Source organism: Candidatus Pelagibacter sp. PS_06 (genome assembly GCF_059418045.1).
This window is the reverse complement of the sequence record NZ_CM182078.1, coordinates 175,602-196,891: the sequence shown is the minus strand read 5'-3', so window position 1 is coordinate 196,891 and position 21,290 is coordinate 175,602. Positions and strand designations below refer to the sequence as shown.

Sequence of the window (21,290 nt, the reverse complement as noted above, 5' to 3'; positions counted from 1 at the left end):
TTTAAAGTTATAAATTAAATCTATCTATATTTTAATTCTGCCTGAGCAGCTGCTAATCTTGCAATTGGAACTCTATAAGGTGAGCAAGAAACATAATTTAAACCTACTTTAGAGCAAAACTCAATACTCTTAGGGTCTCCACCATGCTCACCACAAATACCAAGTTTCAATTTTTTATTTTGATTTTTTCCCTTTTCAACAGCAATTTCAATTAAGTCTGCAACTCCCTCGTCTATAGATACAAATGGATCAATTGAAAATATTTTATTATCTAAATAGTCGTTTAAAAATTTACCACTATCATCTCTGCTAATTCCAAATGTTGTTTGTGTTAAATCGTTAGTTCCAAAACTAAAAAACTCTGCATGTTTAGCAATTTCTTTGGCTTTTATTGCCGCTCTAGGTAACTCAATCATTGTTCCAACCATAAATTCTACTTTAATTTTATTCTGTTTTTGAACCTCACTTGCAATATTTATCACTAAATCTTTCATTATTTTAATTTCTACCTCAGTAGAAACTAGAGGGATCATAATCTCTGGGAAAGCTGATTTTATCTTTTTCTTTTTAAGTTCGGCTAATGCTTCAAAAATAGCTCTACATTGCATTTCATAAATCTCTGGGAATGAAATACCTAATCTACAACCTCTATGTCCCAACATTGGGTTTTGTTCATGTAGTTCGTCTATTCTAGTTTCAACTTCTTTAGTCGAAAGTCCCACTGCATTTGCAACCTCATTAATTTCTTTACTTGTTCTAGGTAAAAACTCATGAAGAGGAGGGTCTAACAACCTGACTGTAACTGGTAGGCCATTCATAATTTTAAAAATTTCTACAAAATCTTTTTTTTGATGAGGTAAAAGTTTTTCGAGTGCTGTTGCTCTATCCTCTTTAGTTTTAGATAAAATCATTTCACGCATAGACAAAATTCTCTCTTCATCAAAAAACATATGCTCCGTTCTACAAAGACCAACACCTTCGGCACCAAAATCTTTAGCTGTTTTTGTATCTTTAGGTGTTTCTGAATTAGTTCTAATATTTAGTTTTCTAAAACTATCTGCCCATGACATTAATTTTGAAAAATCGCCTGAAATTTCAGGTTTTACCGTTGATACTCTTCCTGATATAATTCGGCCTGTTGATCCATCAATCGTTATAACTTCACCTTCTCTTATTTTTAAAGATGCAGTTTTGAACGATTTATCTTCGTAATTAATATCAATCTCACTAGAACCTGAAACACAAGGTCTTCCCATTCCTCTTGCAACAACAGCTGCGTGACTTGTCATACCTCCTCTTGCTGTCAAAATTCCTTTAGCTGCATGCATTCCCTGAATATCTTCTGGTGACGTCTCCACTCTGACTAAAATTGTATCTTGCATCATCCCAGCCAATCTTTCAGCCTCTTCGGATGTAAAAACAACTTTACCACTTGCTGCACCCGGGGAAGCTGGCAAACCATTTGCTATAACATTTATTGAACTTTGCTCATCCAAAGTTGGATGAAGCAAAGTGTCTAATGAATTAGGGTCAATTCTTAAGACAGCTTCTTTTTTTGAAATTAATTTTTCTTTAACCATATCAACTGCAATCTTTACTGCCGATTTAGCCGTTCTTTTTCCAGATCTAGTTTGAAGCATCCATAATTTTTTATTTTCAACAGTGAATTCGACATCCTGCATATCTTGATAATGCTTTTCTAATTTTTTTAAAATTTTGTAAAGCTGTCTGTAAACATTTGGCATAACCTCTTCCATCGATGGAGCTTTTACTTTAGCTTGTTGTCTTGCTTTTTTTGTTATGTATTGTGGTGTTCTAGTTCCAGCCACAACATCTTCGCCTTGAGCATTAATTAAATACTCACCATAAATTTCTTTTAATCCATCTGAAGGGTTTCTTGTAAACACCACACCCGTTGCACAATCTTCGCCCATATTACCAAAAACCATTGATTGCACATTTACTGCTGTACCCCATTCAGCAGGGATTAGATTTAATTTTCTGTAAACTTTTGCCCTGTTGCTTTCCCACGATAAAAATACCGCACTTATTGCTCCGAGTAATTGTTGGTAAACATCTTGTGGAAAATCTTTTTTTGTTTTTTCTTTAACAGTTCTTTTAAAATCAACTATCAAACCATCCCAATCATTTTCATCTAGATCGGTATCTAAGAGAACTCCTTTTGTAAGCTTATAATTTTCAATAAGTTCCTCAAAATGATATCCTTCAACTCCCATTACCACGTTACCGTACATTTGTATAAATCTTCTATAACTATCTTTAGCAAATCTGCCATTTGAAGTTTTTAAAGCTAAGGCATTTACGGTCTTATCATTTAAACCTAAGTTTAAAATTGTATCCATCATTCCTGGCATAGATACTCTTGCTCCAGATCTTACCGAGAGAAGTAAAGGGTTTTTTAAATCTCCAAATTTTTTATCTACATCTTTTTCTATAATCTTTAATTCTTTTTTTATTTGAATAACTAAATTTTTATTCAATTTTTTTTTATCTTTATAAAAAAGTTCACATACTTTCGTTGAAATTGTAAATCCTGGTGGAACTGGCAAACCCATTCTTCCCATTTCAGATAAATTAGCACCCTTACCTCCTAAAAAATTTTTAGGGTTTTTAATTTTTTTACTATCTTTAGATTTGAAATTTAAAATTAGTTTTTTCATTGATGGGAATCGATTAAAGAAAAATTAACATAATAATCGAACGTTTTACATAACATTTGGATTAGTTCCAGTCTGTTTTTTTTTATTGTGACATCCTCCTCATTAACAATGACATTATCAAAAAAATCAAAAATTACTTTTTTTGACTCAGCTAAATTATTGAGGGATTGATCAAAATCCTCGTCTTTATTAATATTTTGAAAGTACTTTCTTAATTCATTGATTTTTTTATATAAATTTTTCTCGAATTCAGTTTTAAAAATACCAGGATCAGTTGTATTTGATAATTCTAGGTTTTTATCTTTTAACTCACTTTCCAATATACTTGAAGCTCTCTTGAAGCTTGAAACGACATCTATTCCATTAGGTTTAGCAATAAACTTATTTAAACTTTTAGCCTTACCAAAAATAATTACTGATTGATCTAAGTTGAGAAAGCTTGTAGAGGCTTGAACAATATCACTACGAATTTTCTCTTCTTTCATATAAAATTTTAATCTATCCATTAAAAAATTTATTAATTCGCTTTGTAGAGATTTATTTTCAAATTTAAAACCTTGATCCAAATACAAACCAGCTGAATAACTAATTAAATCTTTTATTTTAAAATCTTTTTTATTTTCAACTATTGTTTTGATTATTCCTGAGGCTAATCTTCTTAAGGCAAATGGATCTTTTGAGCTTGTTGGCTTTTGATTTATTCCAAAAAAACCTACCAATGTGTCAATTTTATCAGCTAGAGACAGAGCTACACTATATGGTTTTTTAGGTACTTTTGAATTTAGTCCAGCAGGTAAGTATTGTTCACTGATGGCTTTACAAACATCTTTTTCGAACCCCTGCGACTCTGCAAAATAACCTCCCATAATACCTTGAAGTTCTGGAAATTCTCCCACAAGTTCTGAAACTAGATCAACTTTACAAATGGATGCAGATAATTCAACTTTATCTTTACTAATTAACAATTCATCAGAAAGCATTCCACCTAATTTCCTCATTCTTTGAACTTTATCAAAATAAGTTCCAAGTCCTTTGAAATAATTCATAGATTTAAGCATTGAAACTCTTTTGACCAAATTTTGTGATTTATCTTTATTCCAAAAAAATTCAGCATCATTTAGCCTGGCTTCTACAACTCTTTCATTTCCAAGTTTAATTAATCCATTGATATCCTGCTTATTAGTTACAACTAAAAACTCATTTGTTATATTTCCTTTTTTATCAAAAGTTGGGAAGTATTTTTGATGATGCTGCATAGTAATTATTAATATTTCTTTAGGAATGTTTAGAAATTTTCTATCAAATTCACACAATATAACATTTGGTTGGTCTGTTAGATCAACAACTTCATCAAGTAACTTGGGGTTATTTTCAATTAATATATTTTTAATACTTGAAATCTCATTTAGCTTTTTTTCTATAAAATTTTTTCTTTGATTATGATCAATAGTAATATTCAATTTTTTGAAAAAAATATTATAATCGTGATAATCAATAAATATTTTTTTCTTTTCTTCAAACTCTTTATCTACAAATGTTGAATTGGAAGAAGTTAAATGATGAAAATTGAAATTTAATTTTTTTTTATCAAAAATTGCCAGAATAGATTTTAAGGGTCTCCCCCAATTTAAACTAAAATCATTCCATCTCATAGATTTTTTCCATTGAATTTTATGTAATATTGATGGAACTAACTCTTCTAATAAATCATGAGTATTGAGTTTTTTTAATTTTGTTTTAAAAAAATAAAATTCACCTTTATCTATCACTTTTTTAATAAGATCTTTTTTAGAAATGTCATTTGACCTAATAAAGCCCTCTAATGCAATTTCTGGAGCTTTTACACTTGGACCTTTTATTTCCTCTGATTTCAAAGTTATTTGTTTTTGTAAACCCTCAAAAAAAACGACTAATCTATTTGGAGTTGAGAATGATGAGCTTTTTTTAAATGAAATAGATTTTTCATCAAACACCTTAATAAAACTATTTAAAAGATCTTCTCTTAAACTCTTTTGAAGAGATGATGGTATCTCTTCACTAAATAATTCTAAAAAAAATTCTGACATTTAGCTTTGAATATCTAACCAAATACCTGCTGCAGCTTTAGTAATATCTCTAATTCTGCCAATATATCCGGCCCTTTGAGCAACACTAATTGCTCCTCTAGCATCTAAAATATTAAATATGTGACTTGCCTTCAGGCATTGGTCGTACGCTGGTAATGATATATTTTTTTCTACAAGAGATTTAGCTTCAAGTTCGATCATATCAAACATTTTAAATAAACTATCAACATTTGCATGTTCAAAATTATATGCAGAAAATTCTTTTTCTGCTTGATGAAAAATATCATGATATTTTACCCCTTCATTATTCCATATAAGATCATAAACATTCTTTTGTTGTTGGGTAAACATACATATTCTTTCTAATCCGTATGTAATTTCAACGGATACAGGTTTACATTCAAATCCTGCCATTTGTTGAAAGTATGTAAATTGTGTAATCTCCATACCATCACACCAAACTTCCCAACCTAAACCCGCAGCACCAAGTGTCGGGCTTTCCCAATCGTCTTCAACAAACCTAATATCATGTTCATTATGATCAATTCCAATGACTGACAAACTATTTAGATACAATTTTTTTATATTATTTGGCGAAGGTTTAATCAAAACTTGAAACTGATAATAGTGTTGCAGCCTATTTGGATTATCTCCATACCTTCCGTCCGTAGGTCTTCTTGATGGCTGAACATAAGCTGCTTTCCAATGCTTTGGACCTAAAGATCTAAGCGTAGTTGCTGGATGGAAAGTGCCAGCCCCAACTTCCATATCATAAGGCTGTAGAATAACGCAACCATGTTTACTCCAGAATTTTTGAAGATTAAGAATTGTATCTTGAAATGATTGAAATTTTTGTTTTGGTTTTTTTATTTTAGAAACCATATCTTTGCCAGATTGACCTTTCGTCTAAAATGTTGGCTAATTGATCAACTTGATTATTAGAAGAAGAAAGTTTTTGACTTAACCACCCTTTAGTTTTTTCAAATTTTTTAATAATAACATCATTTCCAAATTTTTCTTTTAAAATTTGATGAGCATCACCTAGCCCATCTATTAATCCTAGTTCTTTAGCTTTACTACCTGACCAAAATTCTCCAGAAAAAAGTTCTACTTCAGATTTATTTAATTTAGTTCCTCTACTTTTCTCCACCACATCTATAAAATCTTTATGTAAATCTAGCTGAATCTTTTTTAATCTTTCTATATCTTCGTTTTTTTCTTCTAAAAATGGATCTAAGGTGCTTTTGTTTTTACCAGCTGTGTGAACTCTTCTTTCAACACCAATTTTTTTAATTAATTCTGTAAATCCAAATGAAGAATAGATCACTCCTATAGAGCCAATAATTGAGCTTGAATTTGCATAAATTTCATCTCCAGCACATGAGATTAGGTATCCGCCTGATGCAGCAACATCTTCAGCAAACACAATTACTTTTTTTTTACTGTTTTTTGCTTCCCGTCTTATAAAGCTATAAATTAAATGTGATTGAACTGGCGATCCTCCAGGTGAATTAATTGTTATTGCAACACAAGATGCTTTTTTAAGAGAAAAAGCCTTTTTTATAATTTCTTCTTGACCAGCAAAATCTATTCCTTGTTTAAATTTACCAGCGTTTCCTATAACACCATTTAGTTTTATATGGGCTACAGTCTTTTTCTTTTTAAAAAAAGAGAACATTTTTTATCCTTATAGAATTATTTATTGAATATTCTAATTACTTATAAATGAAGAAATAGGTGCGTCAATTGATAAGTAATATATATAACTCAAATATATTAATTTAATTTAATTATGGGAACTGTAGTTCAGCTTAAAAATCAGATAAACGACTCATATTTTCAACTAAAGGATTCTGTTGAAGATAAGTTAGTTCTTACTGAAGAAAAGATAAAATCAAAGTTAGCCAGTGAAGTTGAATTAGTTCAAAAAATGACTGAGTATCATATTCAAACTGGTGGAAAAAGATTGCGTGCTCTTTTAACTCTAGGATCAGCAAAATTATGTGGCTACTCTAAAGGTTCAAGAGATATCAATTTAGCAGCTTGTGTTGAATTAATTCATAGCGCAACACTAATGCATGATGATGTAATTGATGAAGGTGTTATTAGAAGAGGCAAAGAAACTTTGAATAAAGTTTGGGACAATCATTCATCAGTTTTAATCGGAGACTATTTATTAAGTAGATGTTTTGAAATGATGGTAGAAGATGGCAACTTAGAGGTTTTAAAATTATTGTCATCAACCTCTTCAAAGATTGCTCAGGGAGAAGTTTTACAACTTCAACATAAAGGGGAAGTTGATATGCTTGAGGAAACTTATCTAAAGATCATTTCAGCAAAAACAGCTGAGCTTTTTGCGGCTGCAACAAAAGTTGGTGCAATTTTATCAAATGTGGGTAATAAAGAAAAAGTTGCACTTGAGTTTTATGGGAGAAATCTTGGGTTAACTTTTCAAATTGCCGATGATACACTTGACTATAATTCTGATTTAAAATTTTTTGGAAAAAAAATAGGTCAAGATTTTTATGAAGGCAAGATTACTTTACCTATTATTTTACTATTTCAAAATATAGACATTAATGAAAAAAAATTATTAATCGAACTTTTTAAAAAAGATTTAAGAGATAAAAATGATTTTAATCAAATTATTGCTTTGATAAAAAAATATAAAATTATAAATAAATGTTACCAAAAAGCTCAACATTACATTAATCTTGCCTCAAATTCTCTTGCAGTATTTAAAGACTCAAAAGAAAAAACTATTTTAAAAAGCCTTACCTCATTTAGCTTAGCTAGAAATTTTTAAGGACTTAATAAAGATTTAATCCAATTTCCATTATCGTCAATTGTATATTTAAGTCTTTCGTGAATTCTATTGTCTCCATCTAACCAGAATTCAATACTTGTGGGAGTCAAATTCCATCCTGACCAGTGACTAGGCCTTGGAACATTTTTTTCATCGTTATATTTTTGTTTAAATTCTTTAATTGATTTTATAAGCACCTCTCTATTTTCTATCTCTTTACTTTGTTTTGATGCCCAAGCTCCAATTCTACTTTCATAGCCTCTTGAATTATAATATTGATCAGCCACTTTATCTTCTACCTGAGTTACTGAGCCATTAATTCTTATTTGTCTTAATAGACTTTTCCAATGAAAACACATTGCGGCATTGGGATTTTCTTTAAGTTCATTTCCCTTTTGACTATTTAAATTAGTATAAAAAACAAATCCATTTTGATTAAATTCCTTTAATAAAACCATTCTCACTGATGGAAAATTATTTTTATCTGAAGTTGCTAAAGAAAGAGCATTGGGATCATTAGGTTCTGATTTATTTGCCTCATCCATCCATGCTTTAAACAATTGAATTGGATCATCTAAATCTAAAAAACAGTTATTTAGGCCAAGTGAATTTTTTTGATTCATAATTTAAACAAAATAATCTATACAATATAAATAATGTCATTTAATACTTTTGGAAAGCTATTTCGTTTCTCAACATGGGGTGAATCCCATGGTCCTGCTATAGGCTGTATAGTAGATGGTTGTCCACCAAACATAAGCCTTAAAGAACAAGATATACAAATTGAACTAGATAAAAGAAAACCTGGACAATCAAAATTTACAACTCAGCGTAAAGAAGACGATAAAGTTCAAATTTTATCTGGTGTGTTTGAAGGAAAGACAACTGGAACTCCAATATCACTAATAATTTACAACAAAGATATGAGGTCAAAAGATTATGGAAACATTAAAGATAAATTTAGACCAGGACATGCTGATTTAACTTATTTTAAAAAATATGGAATTAGGGATTATAGGGGTGGAGGAAGATCCTCAGCAAGGGAAACTGCAGCTCGTGTTGCTGCTGGAGCAATAGCTAAATTAGTTTTACATAATAAATTAGGAAAAAAGTTCAAAGTTATTGGGGCTGTGACCCAACTAGGAATATTAGGATGTGATGTAAATCAATGGAACGATAAAGTAATAACTAAAAATCCATTTTTTTGTCCAGATAAATCAATGATTAAACTTTGGGAAAAATATTTATTGAATGTTAGAAAATCAGGATCTTCTTGTGGAGCTGTAATTGAAATAAGAGCAAGAGGTATACCTCCAGGATTAGGTGCTCCAATATATTCAAAGTTAGACTCTGATATTGCTTCTGGTTTAATGAGTATCAATGCTGTTAAAGGAGTTAATATTGGGTCTGGCATGAACTCAGCGCAATTAAGTGGAGAACAAAACTCAGATGAAATTTCTCAAAAGGGTAAAAAGTTAAAATTTAACTCCAATAATGCTGGAGGAATCTTGGGTGGCATATCAAGTGGTCAAGAAATTATTGCTTCCTTTGCTGTAAAACCTACATCATCAATTTTAACAACAAGAAAAACAATTAATAAATTTGGAAAAAATACCACTATATCAGTTAAAGGAAGACACGATCCATGTGTAGGTATAAGAGCGGTCCCTGTCGGTGAAGCTATGATGAACTGTGTTTTATTAGATCATTATTTAATGAACAAAGCTCAGTGTAGTTAGATCTATTTTTATTTTTTTACTACTTTAATAGAATCCCTTGTGAATAAAACATCTAAGATTTTTTTTGAAATTTGAGATGCGTTCAGTCCAGCTACATCATACATTTTTTTTGGATTATCTTGTTCAATAAATGTATCTGGCAATGTCATTGCTCTAAACTTTAATCCTTTATCAAATATACCTTTTTCAGCTAGCAAGTTTTTGACATGTGAGCCAAAACCACCAATCGACCCCTCTTCTATAGTAATCACAACCTCATGTTCTCTAGCACATTTTAAGATAAGTTCTTGATCTAAGGGTTTTGCAAATCTTGCATCAACAATTGTTACAGACACACCTTTATTTTTTAATTCTTCTGCAGCTAATTTGCATTCTTCAAGTCTTGTTCCCAAACTTAAAATACAAACTTGGTTTCCTTCTTGAACGATTCTTCCTTTTCCAATTTCAATTTTTTCATCGATTGAAGGCAAATCAAGACCCACACCTGTTCCACGTGGGTATCTAATTGCACTTGGTTTGTCGTTAATATCAACTGAAGTGTTTATCATTTTTACTAACTCAACTTCATCGCTTGCAGCCATAACAATAAAATTAGGTAGTGCTGATAAATAAGTAATGTCAAATGAACCAGCATGTGTAGATCCATCTGCCCCAACTAAGCCAGCTCTATCTATTGCAAATCTTACAGGTAAACTTTGAATAGCCACGTCATGAACAACCTGGTCATAAGCTCTTTGTAAAAAAGTAGAATAAATTGCAGCATAAGGTTTATAACCCTCTGTTGCTAGACCAGCTGAAAAAGTTACAGCGTGTTGTTCAGCTATACCTACATCAAACATTCTTTTTGGAAATTCCTTCCCAAAAATATCCATACCTGTTCCACCAGGCATCGCAGCTGTTATTCCAACTATTTTACTATCTTTTTGAGCATGTTTAACCAAGGTATTAGCAAATACTTTTGTATAAGCTGGAAGATTACTTCCACTTTTAGCTTGTTCACCTGTCTTTACATTAAATTTTGACACACCATGGTAATGATCGGATGCTTTTTCAGCATAAGAATAGCCTTTTCCTTTTTGTGTTTTAATATGAATCATAATTGGACCTTCATGTTTCAGGTCCCTTGCATTTTTAAGAATCGGAATAAGACTTGTTAGATCATGACCATCTATTGGACCTGCATAATAAAAACCTAAAGAGTTAAATAATGTACCTCCTATAACTGCAGATCTTAAAAAATCTTCAGCCTTTCCAGCTTTGTCACTAAACCGTTTTGAGAATGAAGACATTATCAATTTAATTGTTTCTCTTAGACTAAAATAAATTTTTCCAGTAAATAACTTTGTTAGATAAGTTCTCATAGCACCTACTGGTTTTGCGATCGACATATCGTTATCATTCAAAATAACAATCATTTTAGTTTTTGATGCTCCTGCATTATTCATGGCCTCATAAGCCATGCCTGCACTTATTGCACCATCACCAATTACAGCAATTACATTTGAGGATTTATTTGCTAATTTATTTGCTTCAGCAATTCCTAGTGCTGAGGATATAGATGTTGAACTGTGAGCAGCTCCAAAAGGATCGTACTCACTTTCTGATCTTTTTGTAAATCCTGATAATCCATTTCCTTGCCTTAAAGATCTAATCTTATTTTTTCTTCCAGTTAAAATTTTATGTGGATAAGATTGATGCCCTACATCCCAAATTAGTTTATCATTAGGAGTGTCAAAAACATAATGTAGAGCAACTGTTAGCTCAACCACTCCTAAGCCCGCACCTAAATGTCCCCCAGTTTCAGAAACTGCGCTAATCATCTCTTCTCTAACTTCATCAGAAACTTTTTGCAAATCATGTTCTGATAGTTTTCTTAAATCAGATGGAAAATTGATATTGTTTAAAAATTTATGATTTTGCATTACTTATCTCTATGTAAAATATAATTCAATGTCTCTTCTATATTTTTAGAATTTGAACCATATTTTTTTAAATTCTTATTTATTTTTAAAATAATTCTATCACAATATTTAATTGCATTCATATATCCTAGTAAGCTTATTAGTGTAGCTTTGCCTTTTTTTTGATCTTTTCCTGTTTTTTTTCCAGCTATTTTGGAGCTACCTTTGAAATCAATTAAATCGTCAGCTATTTGAAATAATAAACCAATATCAGATCCCATATTTTCAAAAAATTTAATTTCTCTAGTATTTTTTTTCTTAATAATTGCTGGTACAGCACAGCAAAAACTAAATAGTTTTCCTGTTTTTTTAATTTCCATTTCTATGATCTTGTTTTTGGATATCTTTTTTTTTTCATAACTTAAATCTAGATATTGACCACCCGCTATACCTAAGTGACCTGAACATTCAGATAATTTCTTAATCAGATTAATTCTAATTTTTTCACTTATTTTTAAAGTAGGACTTGCTAAAATTTCAAATGCCATTGTAAGTAATGAATTTCCAGCAAGTACTGCTGTGGACTCACCAAACTTAATATGTGTAGATGGTTTTCCTCTTCTGATTTTATCATTATCCATGCATGGTAAATCATCATGAATAAGAGAATAAGCATGAATACATTCTACTGCAGCACCGATAGCAATTAATGTTTTATAATCTATTGATAGTAATGAGCCAATATCAATTAAAACTTTAGATCTAATTTTTTTTCCACCAGGAAATAAGCCATAATTCATGGCTGGAATTAATTTAGAATTATTCTGTTGATTAAGAAATTTCTTCAGAAAAACGTTTGTATCTTTTGCAATCCTATCAAGTTCAGTTTTCATTTTTTTTTAATGATTTCTTTAACTTTTTTATTTGTTTCTTCACCAATAGATCTAAAATTTTTATAAAATTTTTTTTCAATAATATTGTTTAGCTTTAATAATTGTTGATAGCTTTCTACTGAATTATTTAGATCTTTTTCATTTTCTAAAGATTCTATTATTCGATTTGCCTGATCTGTTAGCTCCTCAAGTGTACTTGTATTATTATCAGGTAGTAAATTTTTATCTTTCATATAATAATAATTATTAATACATGAAATCTATTCAATCAAATATCAAAAAAGCTAAAGATTATTTAGATAAAAATCATTGTGTAGCTGTGCCAACTGAAACTGTCTATGGATTAGCTGGAAACGCTTATTCAAACATGTCTGTAAAAAAGATATTTAATTTAAAAAAAAGACCTAAGAACAACCCTTTAATTGTTCATTATTTGGATATTAGTAAGCTTAAGGATGATTGTCATATTGATGATAATTTTATTAAGCTTTATAATCACTTCTCTCCTGGCCCGATAACATTTATTCTGAAGTTAAAAAAAGACAGTAAAATTTCTAAATTTGTAACTAATAAACAAACAAGCCTTGCTGTTCGTTTTCCTAAACATCCTTTATTTAGAAAACTACTTAAAGTTTTAGATTATCCATTAGCTGCACCAAGTGCAAATATATCAACCAGATTAAGCTCTGTTAAAGCATCTGACGTTATTGAGGAGTTTGGATTAAAAATTAAGTATGTGTTAGATGGAGGTAGATGCCAAATTGGTGTGGAGTCTACAATTATCAATCTTTTAAGTAAACCAACAATACTTAGATTTGGAGGATTGGATATTTCAAAAATAGAAAATATATTAAAAAAAAAAGTTTTAATTAAAACTAATTCAAAAAAGAAAATTGCACCTGGACAATTTCCTTTACATTACTCCCCAGGTATTCCACTAAGAATAAATGCTAAAAAACCAAAAAAAAATGAAGCTTTCGTATTAATAAAAAAAAGAAACACTACATTTAAAAACTACTACTATTTAAGTAAAAATAATAATCTTCAGCAATCTGCTAAAAATCTATACTCAATATTAAGAAAAATTAAAAAGGATGGTTATAAAAAGATTGCAGTGGAAAAAATTCAAAATAAAGGTATTGGTAAAACAATAAATGATAGATTAAGCAGAGCCTCAAAATATTAAATGACAAATTCAATTGAAGTTATTAATTTATCAAAAAGTTATAAGTCAAAACAAGCTGTAAATAATATTAACTTTAAAATTAATGAAAATGAAATAGTTGGCTTACTAGGGCCAAATGGGTGTGGAAAAACAACTACAATTGGTATGATGCTCGGCCTATTAAAGCCGACCAGTGGCAAGGTCTTAATTAATGGAATGGACATTGAGAAAAATAAAATTTCTCTTCTTCATAAAATGAATTTTATTTCTCCATATATAGAGTTGCCAAAAAAACTTACAGTTAGGCAAAATTTGGTAGTCTATGGAAAATTATATAATGTAAATAACCTTAATGAACAAATTGACTATTTATCAAATAAATTACGATTAAATAAACTATTAGACAATATTACAGGAGAACTTTCTTCTGGGCAAAAAAATAGAGTAAGTTTAGCAAAAGCATTGATTAATAATCCTTCTGTGCTTTTACTTGATGAACCTACTGCGTCTTTGGATCCTGAAACAGGTGATTTTGTTAGAACCTTTTTAGAAAATTATAAAAAAGAAAAAAAAATATCAGTATTACTTGCTTCACATAATATGGACGAAGTTAAGAGACTATGTAACTCTATTTTAATGATGAAAGGTGGGACAATAGTAGATAGTGGTACCCCAGACAATTTAATTGCAAAACATGGAAGAAAAAATTTAGAAGAAGTTTTTTTAGAACTAGCAAGAAATAAAAATGAATTTAACTAGAATTTATGGTCTTTTTTTAAGACACTTTTATTTAATAACAAGATCATTTCCAAGAATTTTAGACTTAATTTATTGGCCATCTATTCAAATCACACTATGGGGTTTTATTTCAAACTTTTTTGCAGATCATAGCACCTACTATAATGGTGCTGTTGGAGTAATTCTCTCTTGTGCAATTTTATATGATTTTTTGTTTAGAACTAGCATTGGTTTCAATATGCTATTTTTAGAGGAAATATGGAGTAGAAATTTTACTAACTTATTTATTGCTCCAATGAAAATTAGTGAGATTATTGTATCACTAGTTTTTACTGCTTTAATTAGAGCTTTGATCGGTTTGGTTCCAGCAATACTATTGACCTCCCCTTTGTTTGGAATTTCTTTATTAGATTTAGGCTTACCTCTAGCGTTTCTTTTTTTAAGTTTATATATTTTTGGAATTACCCTAGGTTTATTTGTTTCTGCAGGATTGTTGAGATTTGGTCCATCTTTTGAAAATATTGCATGGTCTACTATGTTCTTACTAGCACCATTTGGGTGTATATATTACCCAGTTGAAACTTTACCAGAAATTTTTCAATCAATAGCTTATGCTCTTCCATTAGTTTATATTTTTGAGGAAACACGAAATATTTTAGTTAATCAATCTGTAGATTATAAAAATATTATACAAGCTCTTTATTTGAACGCTGCATATCTAATTGCGGCAGTATCAGTATTTTATTATTCTTTTGATAAAGCTAGAGAGAAAGGAACTTTAATAAATATTGGCGAATAAGTTGGCGCGCCTGCTAGGAGTCGAACCCAGAACCTCCTGATCCGAAGTCAGGCGCTCTATCCAGTTGAGCTACAAGCGCATATAGTATTAATATTACATTTTATGGAAAAAAACATTAATTTTATAGTTGAAGAAAATGAAAATAATCTAAGAGTTGATGTATTAATCAATAAAAGAGAAGAATTGATTAGCAGAACTAGAATTAAAAACTTAATCCTTAAAGAAAAACTAAAACTAAATGATGAAATTATTAAAAGTCCTTCAAAAAAAGTTTTAACTGGTGATAAATTAAGCCTTAATATCCCAAAACCTGACAAAGCCTCATTAAAACCTTATGACTTTAAACTGGAAATAATTCATGAAGATGAAGACCTATTAGTAATCAACAAACCAGCTAGAATAATTATGCATCCAGGGGCTGGAAATTATGACAAAACAATTGTTAATGCATTAATGCATTATGATAAAGATTCTCTATCAAACATTGGAGATGAATTAAGACCAGGAATAGTTCATAGAATTGATAAAAACACCTCAGGTTTAGTGGTTATTGCAAAAAACAATGAGTCTCATGAAAATTTATCTAAGCAATTCAGCGATCACACAATCACAAGAGTTTATCAACTTTTAATATGGGGAAAGCTTCGACCTTCTAAAGGAAAAATTGATACTTTTATAACACGCAGTTCTAAAAATAGACAACTTATGGAGGTTAGTAGTTCAAAAGGAAAACGAGCAATAACAAATTATAAAACTATAGAAGTTTATGAAAATGATAAAACACCAACATTAAGTTTGGTAGAGTGTAAATTGGAAACTGGAAGAACCCATCAAATTCGTGTTCACATGACTCATATGGGAAACAGTATAGTTGGGGACGATAAATACAAAAAAAAATATAAGAAGATAAAAAATATTGATATGGGGCTAGAAAGTTTAATCTCTAAATTAGATAGACAATTCTTACATGCAAAAACTTTAGGATTTATTCATCCAAAAACTAATGAGGAAATGATATTTTCCTCAATTTTGCCTCTAGAACTGAATAATTTATTAAAAATGCTTAGAAATACTAGCGAATAAATCATTGAAAATTTAGTATAGTTAATTAAATAATCATGGCTGTGAACGCAACTTTTAATAGCAATGTACCAGCTCTTTCGAATGAAGGAGGTCTATCAGCATATCTAGAACAAATAAAAAAATTTCCAATGTTAGCTGCGGAAGAAGAGTATATGTTGGCAAAAAATTGGAAAACTACAGGAAATATCAAAGCAGCTGAAAAATTAGTAACGAGTCACTTAAGGTTAGTGGCTAAAATTGCAATGGGTTACAAAGGATATGGACTTCCTGTAAATGAAATGATTTCTGAAGGTAATGTTGGTCTTATGCAGGCTGTTAAAAAATTCGAACCTGAAAAAGGTTTTAGATTAGCTACATATGCTATGTGGTGGATCAAAGCTTCTATACAAGAATACATTTTAAGATCTTGGAGTTTAGTAAAAATAGGAACAACTACAGCTCAAAAGAAATTATTTTTCAATCTTAAAAAAATAAAAAACCAAATTGCACCTCAATCAGAAGGTGATTTAAGGGATGAGCATGTAAATGAAATTGCTAATAAATTAGATGTAAGTAAAGATGAAGTTGTTTCAATGAATAGAAGACTTTCTGGTAAAGAGTTTTCATTAAATGCCCAAGTAGGTGAAGATGGAGATGAATGGCAAGATTGGTTAGTTGATAAAGAACTAGATCATGATTTAAAATTTGCACACCAGGAAGAAATGGAACAGAGAAAAGATCTATTAAAAAATTCAATCAAAGTTTTAAATGAAAGAGAAAAAGAAATTTTATACTCCAGAAGACTAAATGATAATCCAACAACTTTAGAAGATTTAAGTAAAAAACATAAGATTAGTAGAGAAAGAGTAAGACAAATCGAGAATAAAGCGTTCGAAAAATTACAAAAGCAAATGCTACTAATGGCAAAATCTAAAAATCTACTACCAGTAAATTAAATATCAAAAGGATTTTCAACTAAAATAGTATCATCTCTTTCGGGACTAGTAGATACGCTGGAAACTTTTGCACCTATAAACTCTTCTACTGCAGAAATATATTTTTTTGCATTTTCAGGTAAAGCAACCATATCTTTAATACCATTGGTAGATGTTTTCCATCCAGGAAAAGTTTTATAGATTGGTTTTATTTTTAATTGATCTTCGACTGCTGCGGGTAAATAATCTATTTTTTTTCCATCAAGCTCATATTCAATGCACATCTTGATTTCATCCAATTCATCGAGAACATCAAGTTTGGTAAGTGCGATACCGTCGATACCTGAAATTTTTATTGTTTGCCTAACCAATACTCCATCGAACCAACCACATCTTCTTTTCCTACTTGTGACAGTTCCAAACTCTTTTCCTCGAGTACCTAATAATTCTCCAACATTGTCTGTTAATTCAGTGGGAAAAGGACCTTCTCCAACTCTTGTTGTGTAAGCTTTTGTAATCCCCAAAACATAATTAATTGAGTTTGGACCACATCCTGTGCCTGTCGCAGCACTAGAAGCAACTGTATTAGAAGATGTTACATAAGGATAAGTACCATGGTCCACATCTAATAAAATTCCCTGAGCACCTTCAAATAATATTTTTTTTTGTTGTTTTTTAAACTCATCAATTTTAAGCCAAACGGGCTGCGAAAACTGCAATATTTGAGGGGCAATTTTCAATAGGTCTGATTTTAATTGTTCTTTTTCAAAAATTTTTTTCCCAAGTCCTTTTCTAATTGCATTATGATGAACTAGGACAGATTCTAATCTTTGATCTAAATTTTTTTCAGACCTAAGATCCATTACTCGAATAGATCTTCTTCCAACTTTGTCTTCATATGCTGGACCAATACCTCTTCTTGTTGTTCCAATTTTACCTTTTCCCGCTGCATCTTCTCTTATTTCATCCATTTCTCTATGGAATGGTAAAATTAAATTTGCAGCCTCAGAGATAATAAAATTATTGATATTTACATCAACCCCTTTTGATTTAATCTCTTCAATCTCTTCTAATAATGCCCATGGATCAACTACAACTCCATTTCCAATAATAGAAATTTTATTTTTTCTTACGATTCCAGATGGCAATAATCTTAATTTATAAGTAACACCATCAATTACTAGAGTGTGACCCGCATTATGACCTCCTTGAAATCTGATTACTACATCTGCTTGTTCTGAAAGCCAGTCTACAATTTTACCTTTTCCTTCGTCGCCCCACTGAGATCCAACTACAACTATATTTTTCATTACCTAAATTTTTTTTCTAAATTAATTGTATGTAGATGATTAATTGGGCCATGACCTTTACCATATTTAGGATTAGTTTTGATACCAGAATTTACATATTTAATCCCAAGCTCACAAGATTTATTTATGGGTTTTCCACATGATAAAAATGTGGTTATAGCGCTAGATAAAGTACAACCTGTTCCATGGGTGTTTTTAGTATCATATCTCTTACTGTTAAAAATTTTTATATCTGATTTTGAAACAAATATATCTTGGACGGTACTTGAGGCAAGGTGTCCTCCTTTAATTAATACATTGTTTGCTCCAATTTCAATTAATTTGTGAGCTGCAAAAATCATATCCTCATTACGTCTTATAGTCGTATTAGTTAATATTTCAGCCTCAGGAATATTTGGTGTAATTAATGATGCTTTTTTTATCAATTTTTTTTTTAATAGATTAATAGCTTTATTATCTATTAATTTAGCGCCTCCCTTTGCAACCATTACTGGATCAATAACTAATTTATTTACGTTAATACTTTCAAGTGATTTGATGACTGCATCTATTACTTTACTAGAATGTAACATGCCAATCTTTATTGCATCAGGCTTAATATCTTTAGCTGTAAATAAGATCTGATTTAAAATTTCTTTTGCTGGAATTGGAACAATTGATTTAACTCCAGTTGTATTTTGAGCCGTGATAGCAGTAATTGCGGTCATTGCATAAGATCCGAGAGCAGTAATAGTTTTGATATCAGCTTGAATTCCAGCTCCACCTGATGAGTCAGATCCTGCAATAATCAATACTTTAGAATTAGGTTTCACTTTATTTTAGTTAAAATAATATTTAAACATGTGTTTAAGAGTTTTTTATTTTCACTTTCACCCATAACTCTTATTTTTGACTCTGTGCCTGACGCTCTCACTAATATTCTTCCATGACCATTCATTAATTTTTCAGCTTTTTTGATAGATTTTTTTACATCTGGGGTTTTAATTATTGATCTATCTTTAATAGAGATATTTTCTAAAATTTGAGGAGTTTTTTTAAAATTATTGAAAAAAGAACTAGCTTTTTTACCTTTTCTTAATGCAAATAAAACCTCTAATGCAACCAACAATCCGTCTCCTGTTGTTGAAAATTTACCTAAAATAATATGACCAGATTGTTCACCACCTAGGTTAAAATTATTTTTTTGCATTTTTTCTTTTACATATCTGTCTCCAACATTTGCTCTAATAAATTTTATATTATTAGTTTCAAAAAATTTTTCCAAACTATAATTAGACATTAATGTTCCTACAACTCCGCCTTTTAACATCTTTTTGGTTTTCCATCTTGTGGCTATTGCCGCAATTATCTGATCTCCATCAATTATATTTCCCACTTCATCAACCATAATAATTCTATCAGCATCACCATCTAGAGAAATACCAAGATGAGCTTTGTATTTTTTAACCGCAAATTTAATCTTATTGGGATATGTCGAGCCACAGTTTTTATTAATATTTATTCCATTTGGATTCACGCCTATTGCGATCACTTTTGCTCCTAAAGATTTCAACAATTCTGGTCCAGCTTTGTAGCCTGCACCATTTGCACAATCGATAACTATTCTTAATCCTCTTAAATTAAATTCTTTTGGAAAATTTTTTTTTATTATTTTTAAATATTCTTTTGTCCCACTTTCTAGTCTTTTTACTCTACCTAATTTTTCAGGACTAGAAAGATTTTTTGAAATTTTTTTATCTATTAATTTTTCAATTTTTTTTTCAATTCTGTCAGATAATTTCATTCCATCCGGGCCAAATAATTTTAAACCGTTATCATTATGAGGATTATGAGAAGCAGTTATCATAATACCCATATTAGCTTTCATTGTTTTAGTTAACATGGCCAAACCATTTGTTGGCATAGGACCAAATGTATAAACATGCATTCCAGCTGAAGCTAATCCTGAAACAAGTGCTGGTTCGAGTGTATATCCAGATAATCTAGTATCTTTTGCTATAATTGCTATTTGTTTTCTTTTTTTTTGTGATTTGAAATATGTTCCTGATGCTAACCCAAACTTAAAAAACATATTTCCATTAATGTTGTTGCTATTAATAGCCCCTCTTATTCCATCAGTTCCAAAATATTTTTTTGTCATTTATGTTTTGTTATTTCTTTAAAGACTTTTATACCCTGAAGCAATTCATTTACATCATGAATTCGTAAAATTTGTATACCTTGCATCATTAGATAAATCGAAGATGCTACAGTTCCTCCAATTCTGTCTTTGGTATCATTGTTTCCTGAAATTTCTTTTATAAATCTTTTTTTTGAATTTCCTACAAGTACAGGAAAACCTAGGGAATGAAAAATAGAAATATTACTAATAAGATTGATATTATGTTTCAAATTTTTTCCAAAACCTATGCCCGGATCAATGATAATATTGTTATGTTTAATACCAATTTTTTTTAAAAAATTGATCTTCTCCTCAAAAAAATCATAAATGTCTAATAATTCATTTTTATATTTTGGTTTATTTTGCATATTCTCAGGTGTTCCTTGCGAATGCTGTAAAATAAAAGGAATTTTATATTTTTTAAGAACATTAATAGTTTCTGGGTCATATTCTAATCCAGAAACATCATTAATAATTTTTATACCATGTTTAATTCCTTTTTTCATAATTTCTGATTTTCTAGTATCTAATGAAATAGGAATTTTTTTACTTATAAATTTAATTATTTTTTCTATTCTTTTCCATTCTGTTTTGTTAACTACTGCTTTTGATCCAGGGCGAGTAGACTCGCCCCCAATATCGATTATATTTGCTCCTGAATAAAACATCTCTAAAGCATGTTTTATGCCTTTATTGCTTGTATTAAATTTTCCACCATCAGAAAAACTATCTGGTGTAAGATTTAACACACCCATTATATTTGGAATTTTTTGAAAATTTAAATTAGAAAAATTTTTTTTCTTTGATCTAATTTTTTTTAAATCTGTTTTAATTAATCTTTTAAATGATTTTGCTAAATTATTTATTTTTTTTACAGAAATTTTTTTTTTTGAAGTTCTTGATATTATTTCAATATGATCAAATGAAATATTTTTATTTCCATTTAAAGGGATAGATTTATTGCTATCAACTAACAATTTAGATTCATTACCATAATAGAAATTACACACTCTAGTGTAATATCTTCTCATTTC

The 21,290-nt window shown here is 29.9% G+C and carries 19 protein-coding genes and 1 tRNA gene; 7 read left to right on the top strand and 13 right to left on the bottom strand.

All coding sequences use genetic code 11. The annotated features are described in order from the left end of the window. Window positions 1–20: 20 nt before the first annotated feature. The 4 genes from ppdK to AC5SLZ_RS01005 are packed head-to-tail and all read right to left on the bottom strand — an operon-like array spanning window position 21 to window position 6,425. A complete protein-coding gene (ppdK, locus tag AC5SLZ_RS01020; protein WP_494615795.1) occupies window positions 21–2,681 on the bottom strand; it encodes a pyruvate, phosphate dikinase in 2,661 nt (886 codons plus the stop codon). Next, complete coding sequence (glyS, locus tag AC5SLZ_RS01015) at window positions 2,678–4,747, bottom strand: glycine--tRNA ligase subunit beta (RefSeq protein WP_494615793.1); 2,070 nt, start codon at window positions 4,745–4,747, stop codon at window positions 2,678–2,680. The genes ppdK and glyS overlap by 4 nt, the downstream gene beginning before the upstream one ends. After that, window positions 4,748–5,629: a glycine--tRNA ligase subunit alpha gene (locus tag AC5SLZ_RS01010; protein WP_494615791.1), complete on the bottom strand. Its 882-nt coding sequence runs from the start codon at window positions 5,627–5,629 to the stop codon at window positions 4,748–4,750. It abuts the gene before it with no gap. Then, window positions 5,619–6,425, bottom strand: coding sequence for a S49 family peptidase (locus AC5SLZ_RS01005; protein WP_494615790.1), 807 nt, complete (start codon window positions 6,423–6,425; stop codon window positions 5,619–5,621). The genes AC5SLZ_RS01010 and AC5SLZ_RS01005 overlap by 11 nt, the downstream gene beginning before the upstream one ends. A gap of 114 nt (window positions 6,426–6,539) precedes the next feature. On the opposite strand from AC5SLZ_RS01005, the gene AC5SLZ_RS01000 reads away from it, so the two are divergent. Next, a complete protein-coding gene (locus tag AC5SLZ_RS01000; RefSeq protein WP_494615788.1) occupies window positions 6,540–7,553 on the top strand; it encodes a polyprenyl synthetase family protein in 1,014 nt (337 codons plus the stop codon). Here the strand turns inward: AC5SLZ_RS01000 and pdxH are convergent. After that, window positions 7,550–8,176: a pyridoxamine 5'-phosphate oxidase gene (gene pdxH / locus AC5SLZ_RS00995; RefSeq protein WP_494615786.1), complete on the bottom strand. Its 627-nt coding sequence runs from the start codon at window positions 8,174–8,176 to the stop codon at window positions 7,550–7,552. The two genes, AC5SLZ_RS01000 and pdxH, sit on opposite strands and share 4 nt — an antisense overlap. 33 nt (window positions 8,177–8,209) lie before the next feature. Here pdxH and aroC point away from each other — a divergent pair, with 33 nt between their 5' ends. Then, window positions 8,210–9,292 (top strand): chorismate synthase, encoded by a 1,083-nt coding sequence (gene aroC, locus AC5SLZ_RS00990; protein ID WP_028036340.1) that lies wholly within the window; start codon window positions 8,210–8,212, stop codon window positions 9,290–9,292. Window positions 9,293–9,300: 8 nt separating this feature from the next. On the opposite strand, the gene dxs is transcribed toward aroC, so the two are convergent. The 3 genes from dxs to AC5SLZ_RS00975 are packed head-to-tail and all read right to left on the bottom strand — an operon-like array spanning window position 9,301 to window position 12,319. Continuing rightward, on the bottom strand, window positions 9,301–11,214 hold the full coding sequence (gene dxs / locus AC5SLZ_RS00985) for a 1-deoxy-D-xylulose-5-phosphate synthase (RefSeq protein WP_494615785.1): 1,914 nt from the start codon (window positions 11,212–11,214) through the stop codon (window positions 9,301–9,303). Continuing rightward, complete coding sequence (locus AC5SLZ_RS00980) at window positions 11,214–12,086, bottom strand: polyprenyl synthetase family protein (protein ID WP_494615783.1); 873 nt, start codon at window positions 12,084–12,086, stop codon at window positions 11,214–11,216. The genes dxs and AC5SLZ_RS00980 overlap by 1 nt, the downstream gene beginning before the upstream one ends. Next, a complete protein-coding gene (locus AC5SLZ_RS00975) occupies window positions 12,083–12,319 on the bottom strand; it encodes an exonuclease VII small subunit (protein ID WP_494615782.1) in 237 nt (78 codons plus the stop codon). The genes AC5SLZ_RS00980 and AC5SLZ_RS00975 overlap by 4 nt, the downstream gene beginning before the upstream one ends. Before the next feature lie 20 nt (window positions 12,320–12,339). On the opposite strand from AC5SLZ_RS00975, the gene AC5SLZ_RS00970 reads away from it, so the two are divergent. From AC5SLZ_RS00970 to AC5SLZ_RS00960, 3 genes are read left to right on the top strand one after another with little or no spacing between them, the layout of a single operon-like run. Further along, complete coding sequence (locus AC5SLZ_RS00970; protein ID WP_494615780.1) at window positions 12,340–13,272, top strand: L-threonylcarbamoyladenylate synthase; 933 nt, start codon at window positions 12,340–12,342, stop codon at window positions 13,270–13,272. Next, entirely contained in the window at window positions 13,273–14,010 is a 738-nt protein-coding gene (locus AC5SLZ_RS00965; protein WP_297681768.1) for an ABC transporter ATP-binding protein, read from the top strand. It abuts the gene before it with no gap. Beyond that, complete coding sequence (locus AC5SLZ_RS00960) at window positions 13,997–14,788, top strand: ABC transporter permease (RefSeq protein WP_028036334.1); 792 nt, start codon at window positions 13,997–13,999, stop codon at window positions 14,786–14,788. Before AC5SLZ_RS00965 ends, AC5SLZ_RS00960 begins: the two co-directional genes overlap by 14 nt. A gap of 2 nt (window positions 14,789–14,790) precedes the next feature. Here AC5SLZ_RS00960 and AC5SLZ_RS00955 read toward each other — a convergent pair. Beyond that, a tRNA-Arg gene (locus AC5SLZ_RS00955) sits at window positions 14,791–14,867 on the bottom strand. A gap of 23 nt (window positions 14,868–14,890) precedes the next feature. Between AC5SLZ_RS00955 and AC5SLZ_RS00950 the strand changes: the two genes are divergently transcribed. Next, entirely contained in the window at window positions 14,891–15,871 is a 981-nt protein-coding gene (locus AC5SLZ_RS00950) for an RluA family pseudouridine synthase (protein ID WP_494615779.1), read from the top strand. A 35-nt stretch (window positions 15,872–15,906) separates the two neighbouring features. Next, on the top strand, window positions 15,907–16,806 hold the full coding sequence (gene rpoH, locus AC5SLZ_RS00945; protein WP_494615778.1) for an RNA polymerase sigma factor RpoH: 900 nt from the start codon (window positions 15,907–15,909) through the stop codon (window positions 16,804–16,806). Here rpoH and AC5SLZ_RS00940 read toward each other — a convergent pair. From AC5SLZ_RS00940 to folP, 4 genes are read right to left on the bottom strand one after another with little or no spacing between them, the layout of a single operon-like run. Next, window positions 16,803–18,095 carry an adenylosuccinate synthase gene (locus AC5SLZ_RS00940; protein WP_494615776.1) on the bottom strand — a complete coding sequence of 431 codons (1,293 nt, stop codon included), beginning with the start codon at window positions 18,093–18,095 and terminating at the stop codon, window positions 16,803–16,805. The two genes, rpoH and AC5SLZ_RS00940, sit on opposite strands and share 4 nt — an antisense overlap. Further along, window positions 18,095–18,907 (bottom strand): bifunctional hydroxymethylpyrimidine kinase/phosphomethylpyrimidine kinase, encoded by an 813-nt coding sequence (gene thiD / locus AC5SLZ_RS00935; RefSeq protein ID WP_494615775.1) that lies wholly within the window; start codon window positions 18,905–18,907, stop codon window positions 18,095–18,097. Before thiD ends, AC5SLZ_RS00940 begins: the two co-directional genes overlap by 1 nt. Continuing rightward, the gene (glmM, locus tag AC5SLZ_RS00930) at window positions 18,904–20,235 is read right to left on the bottom strand and encodes a phosphoglucosamine mutase (RefSeq protein ID WP_494615774.1); all 1,332 of its coding nucleotides are present in this window, start codon (window positions 20,233–20,235) and stop codon (window positions 18,904–18,906) included. Before glmM ends, thiD begins: the two co-directional genes overlap by 4 nt. Next, window positions 20,232–21,287 (bottom strand): dihydropteroate synthase, encoded by a 1,056-nt coding sequence (folP, locus tag AC5SLZ_RS00925; protein WP_494615773.1) that lies wholly within the window; start codon window positions 21,285–21,287, stop codon window positions 20,232–20,234. The genes glmM and folP overlap by 4 nt, the downstream gene beginning before the upstream one ends. Window positions 21,288–21,290: the final 3 nt, after the last annotated feature.

Coding starts and splice junctions, on each gene's coding strand:
- ppdK (WP_494615795.1), bottom strand. CDS start 2,681: ATGAAAAAACTAATTTTAAATTTCAAATCTAAAGATAGTAAAAAAATT.
- glyS (WP_494615793.1), bottom strand. CDS start 4,747: ATGTCAGAATTTTTTTTAGAATTATTTAGTGAAGAGATACCATCATCT.
- AC5SLZ_RS01010 (WP_494615791.1), bottom strand. CDS start 5,629: ATGGTTTCTAAAATAAAAAAACCAAAACAAAAATTTCAATCATTTCAA.
- AC5SLZ_RS01005 (WP_494615790.1), bottom strand. CDS start 6,425: ATGTTCTCTTTTTTTAAAAAGAAAAAGACTGTAGCCCATATAAAACTA.
- AC5SLZ_RS01000 (WP_494615788.1), top strand. CDS start 6,540: ATGGGAACTGTAGTTCAGCTTAAAAATCAGATAAACGACTCATATTTT.
- pdxH (WP_494615786.1), bottom strand. CDS start 8,176: ATGAATCAAAAAAATTCACTTGGCCTAAATAACTGTTTTTTAGATTTA.
- aroC (WP_028036340.1), top strand. CDS start 8,210: ATGTCATTTAATACTTTTGGAAAGCTATTTCGTTTCTCAACATGGGGT.
- dxs (WP_494615785.1), bottom strand. CDS start 11,214: ATGCAAAATCATAAATTTTTAAACAATATCAATTTTCCATCTGATTTA.
- AC5SLZ_RS00980 (WP_494615783.1), bottom strand. CDS start 12,086: ATGAAAACTGAACTTGATAGGATTGCAAAAGATACAAACGTTTTTCTG.
- AC5SLZ_RS00975 (WP_494615782.1), bottom strand. CDS start 12,319: ATGAAAGATAAAAATTTACTACCTGATAATAATACAAGTACACTTGAG.
- AC5SLZ_RS00970 (WP_494615780.1), top strand. CDS start 12,340: ATGAAATCTATTCAATCAAATATCAAAAAAGCTAAAGATTATTTAGAT.
- AC5SLZ_RS00965 (WP_297681768.1), top strand. CDS start 13,273: ATGACAAATTCAATTGAAGTTATTAATTTATCAAAAAGTTATAAGTCA.
- AC5SLZ_RS00960 (WP_028036334.1), top strand. CDS start 13,997: ATGAATTTAACTAGAATTTATGGTCTTTTTTTAAGACACTTTTATTTA.
- AC5SLZ_RS00950 (WP_494615779.1), top strand. CDS start 14,891: ATGGAAAAAAACATTAATTTTATAGTTGAAGAAAATGAAAATAATCTA.
- rpoH (WP_494615778.1), top strand. CDS start 15,907: ATGGCTGTGAACGCAACTTTTAATAGCAATGTACCAGCTCTTTCGAAT.
- AC5SLZ_RS00940 (WP_494615776.1), bottom strand. CDS start 18,095: ATGAAAAATATAGTTGTAGTTGGATCTCAGTGGGGCGACGAAGGAAAA.
- glmM (WP_494615774.1), bottom strand. CDS start 20,235: ATGACAAAAAAATATTTTGGAACTGATGGAATAAGAGGGGCTATTAAT.
- folP (WP_494615773.1), bottom strand. CDS start 21,287: ATGAGAAGATATTACACTAGAGTGTGTAATTTCTATTATGGTAATGAA.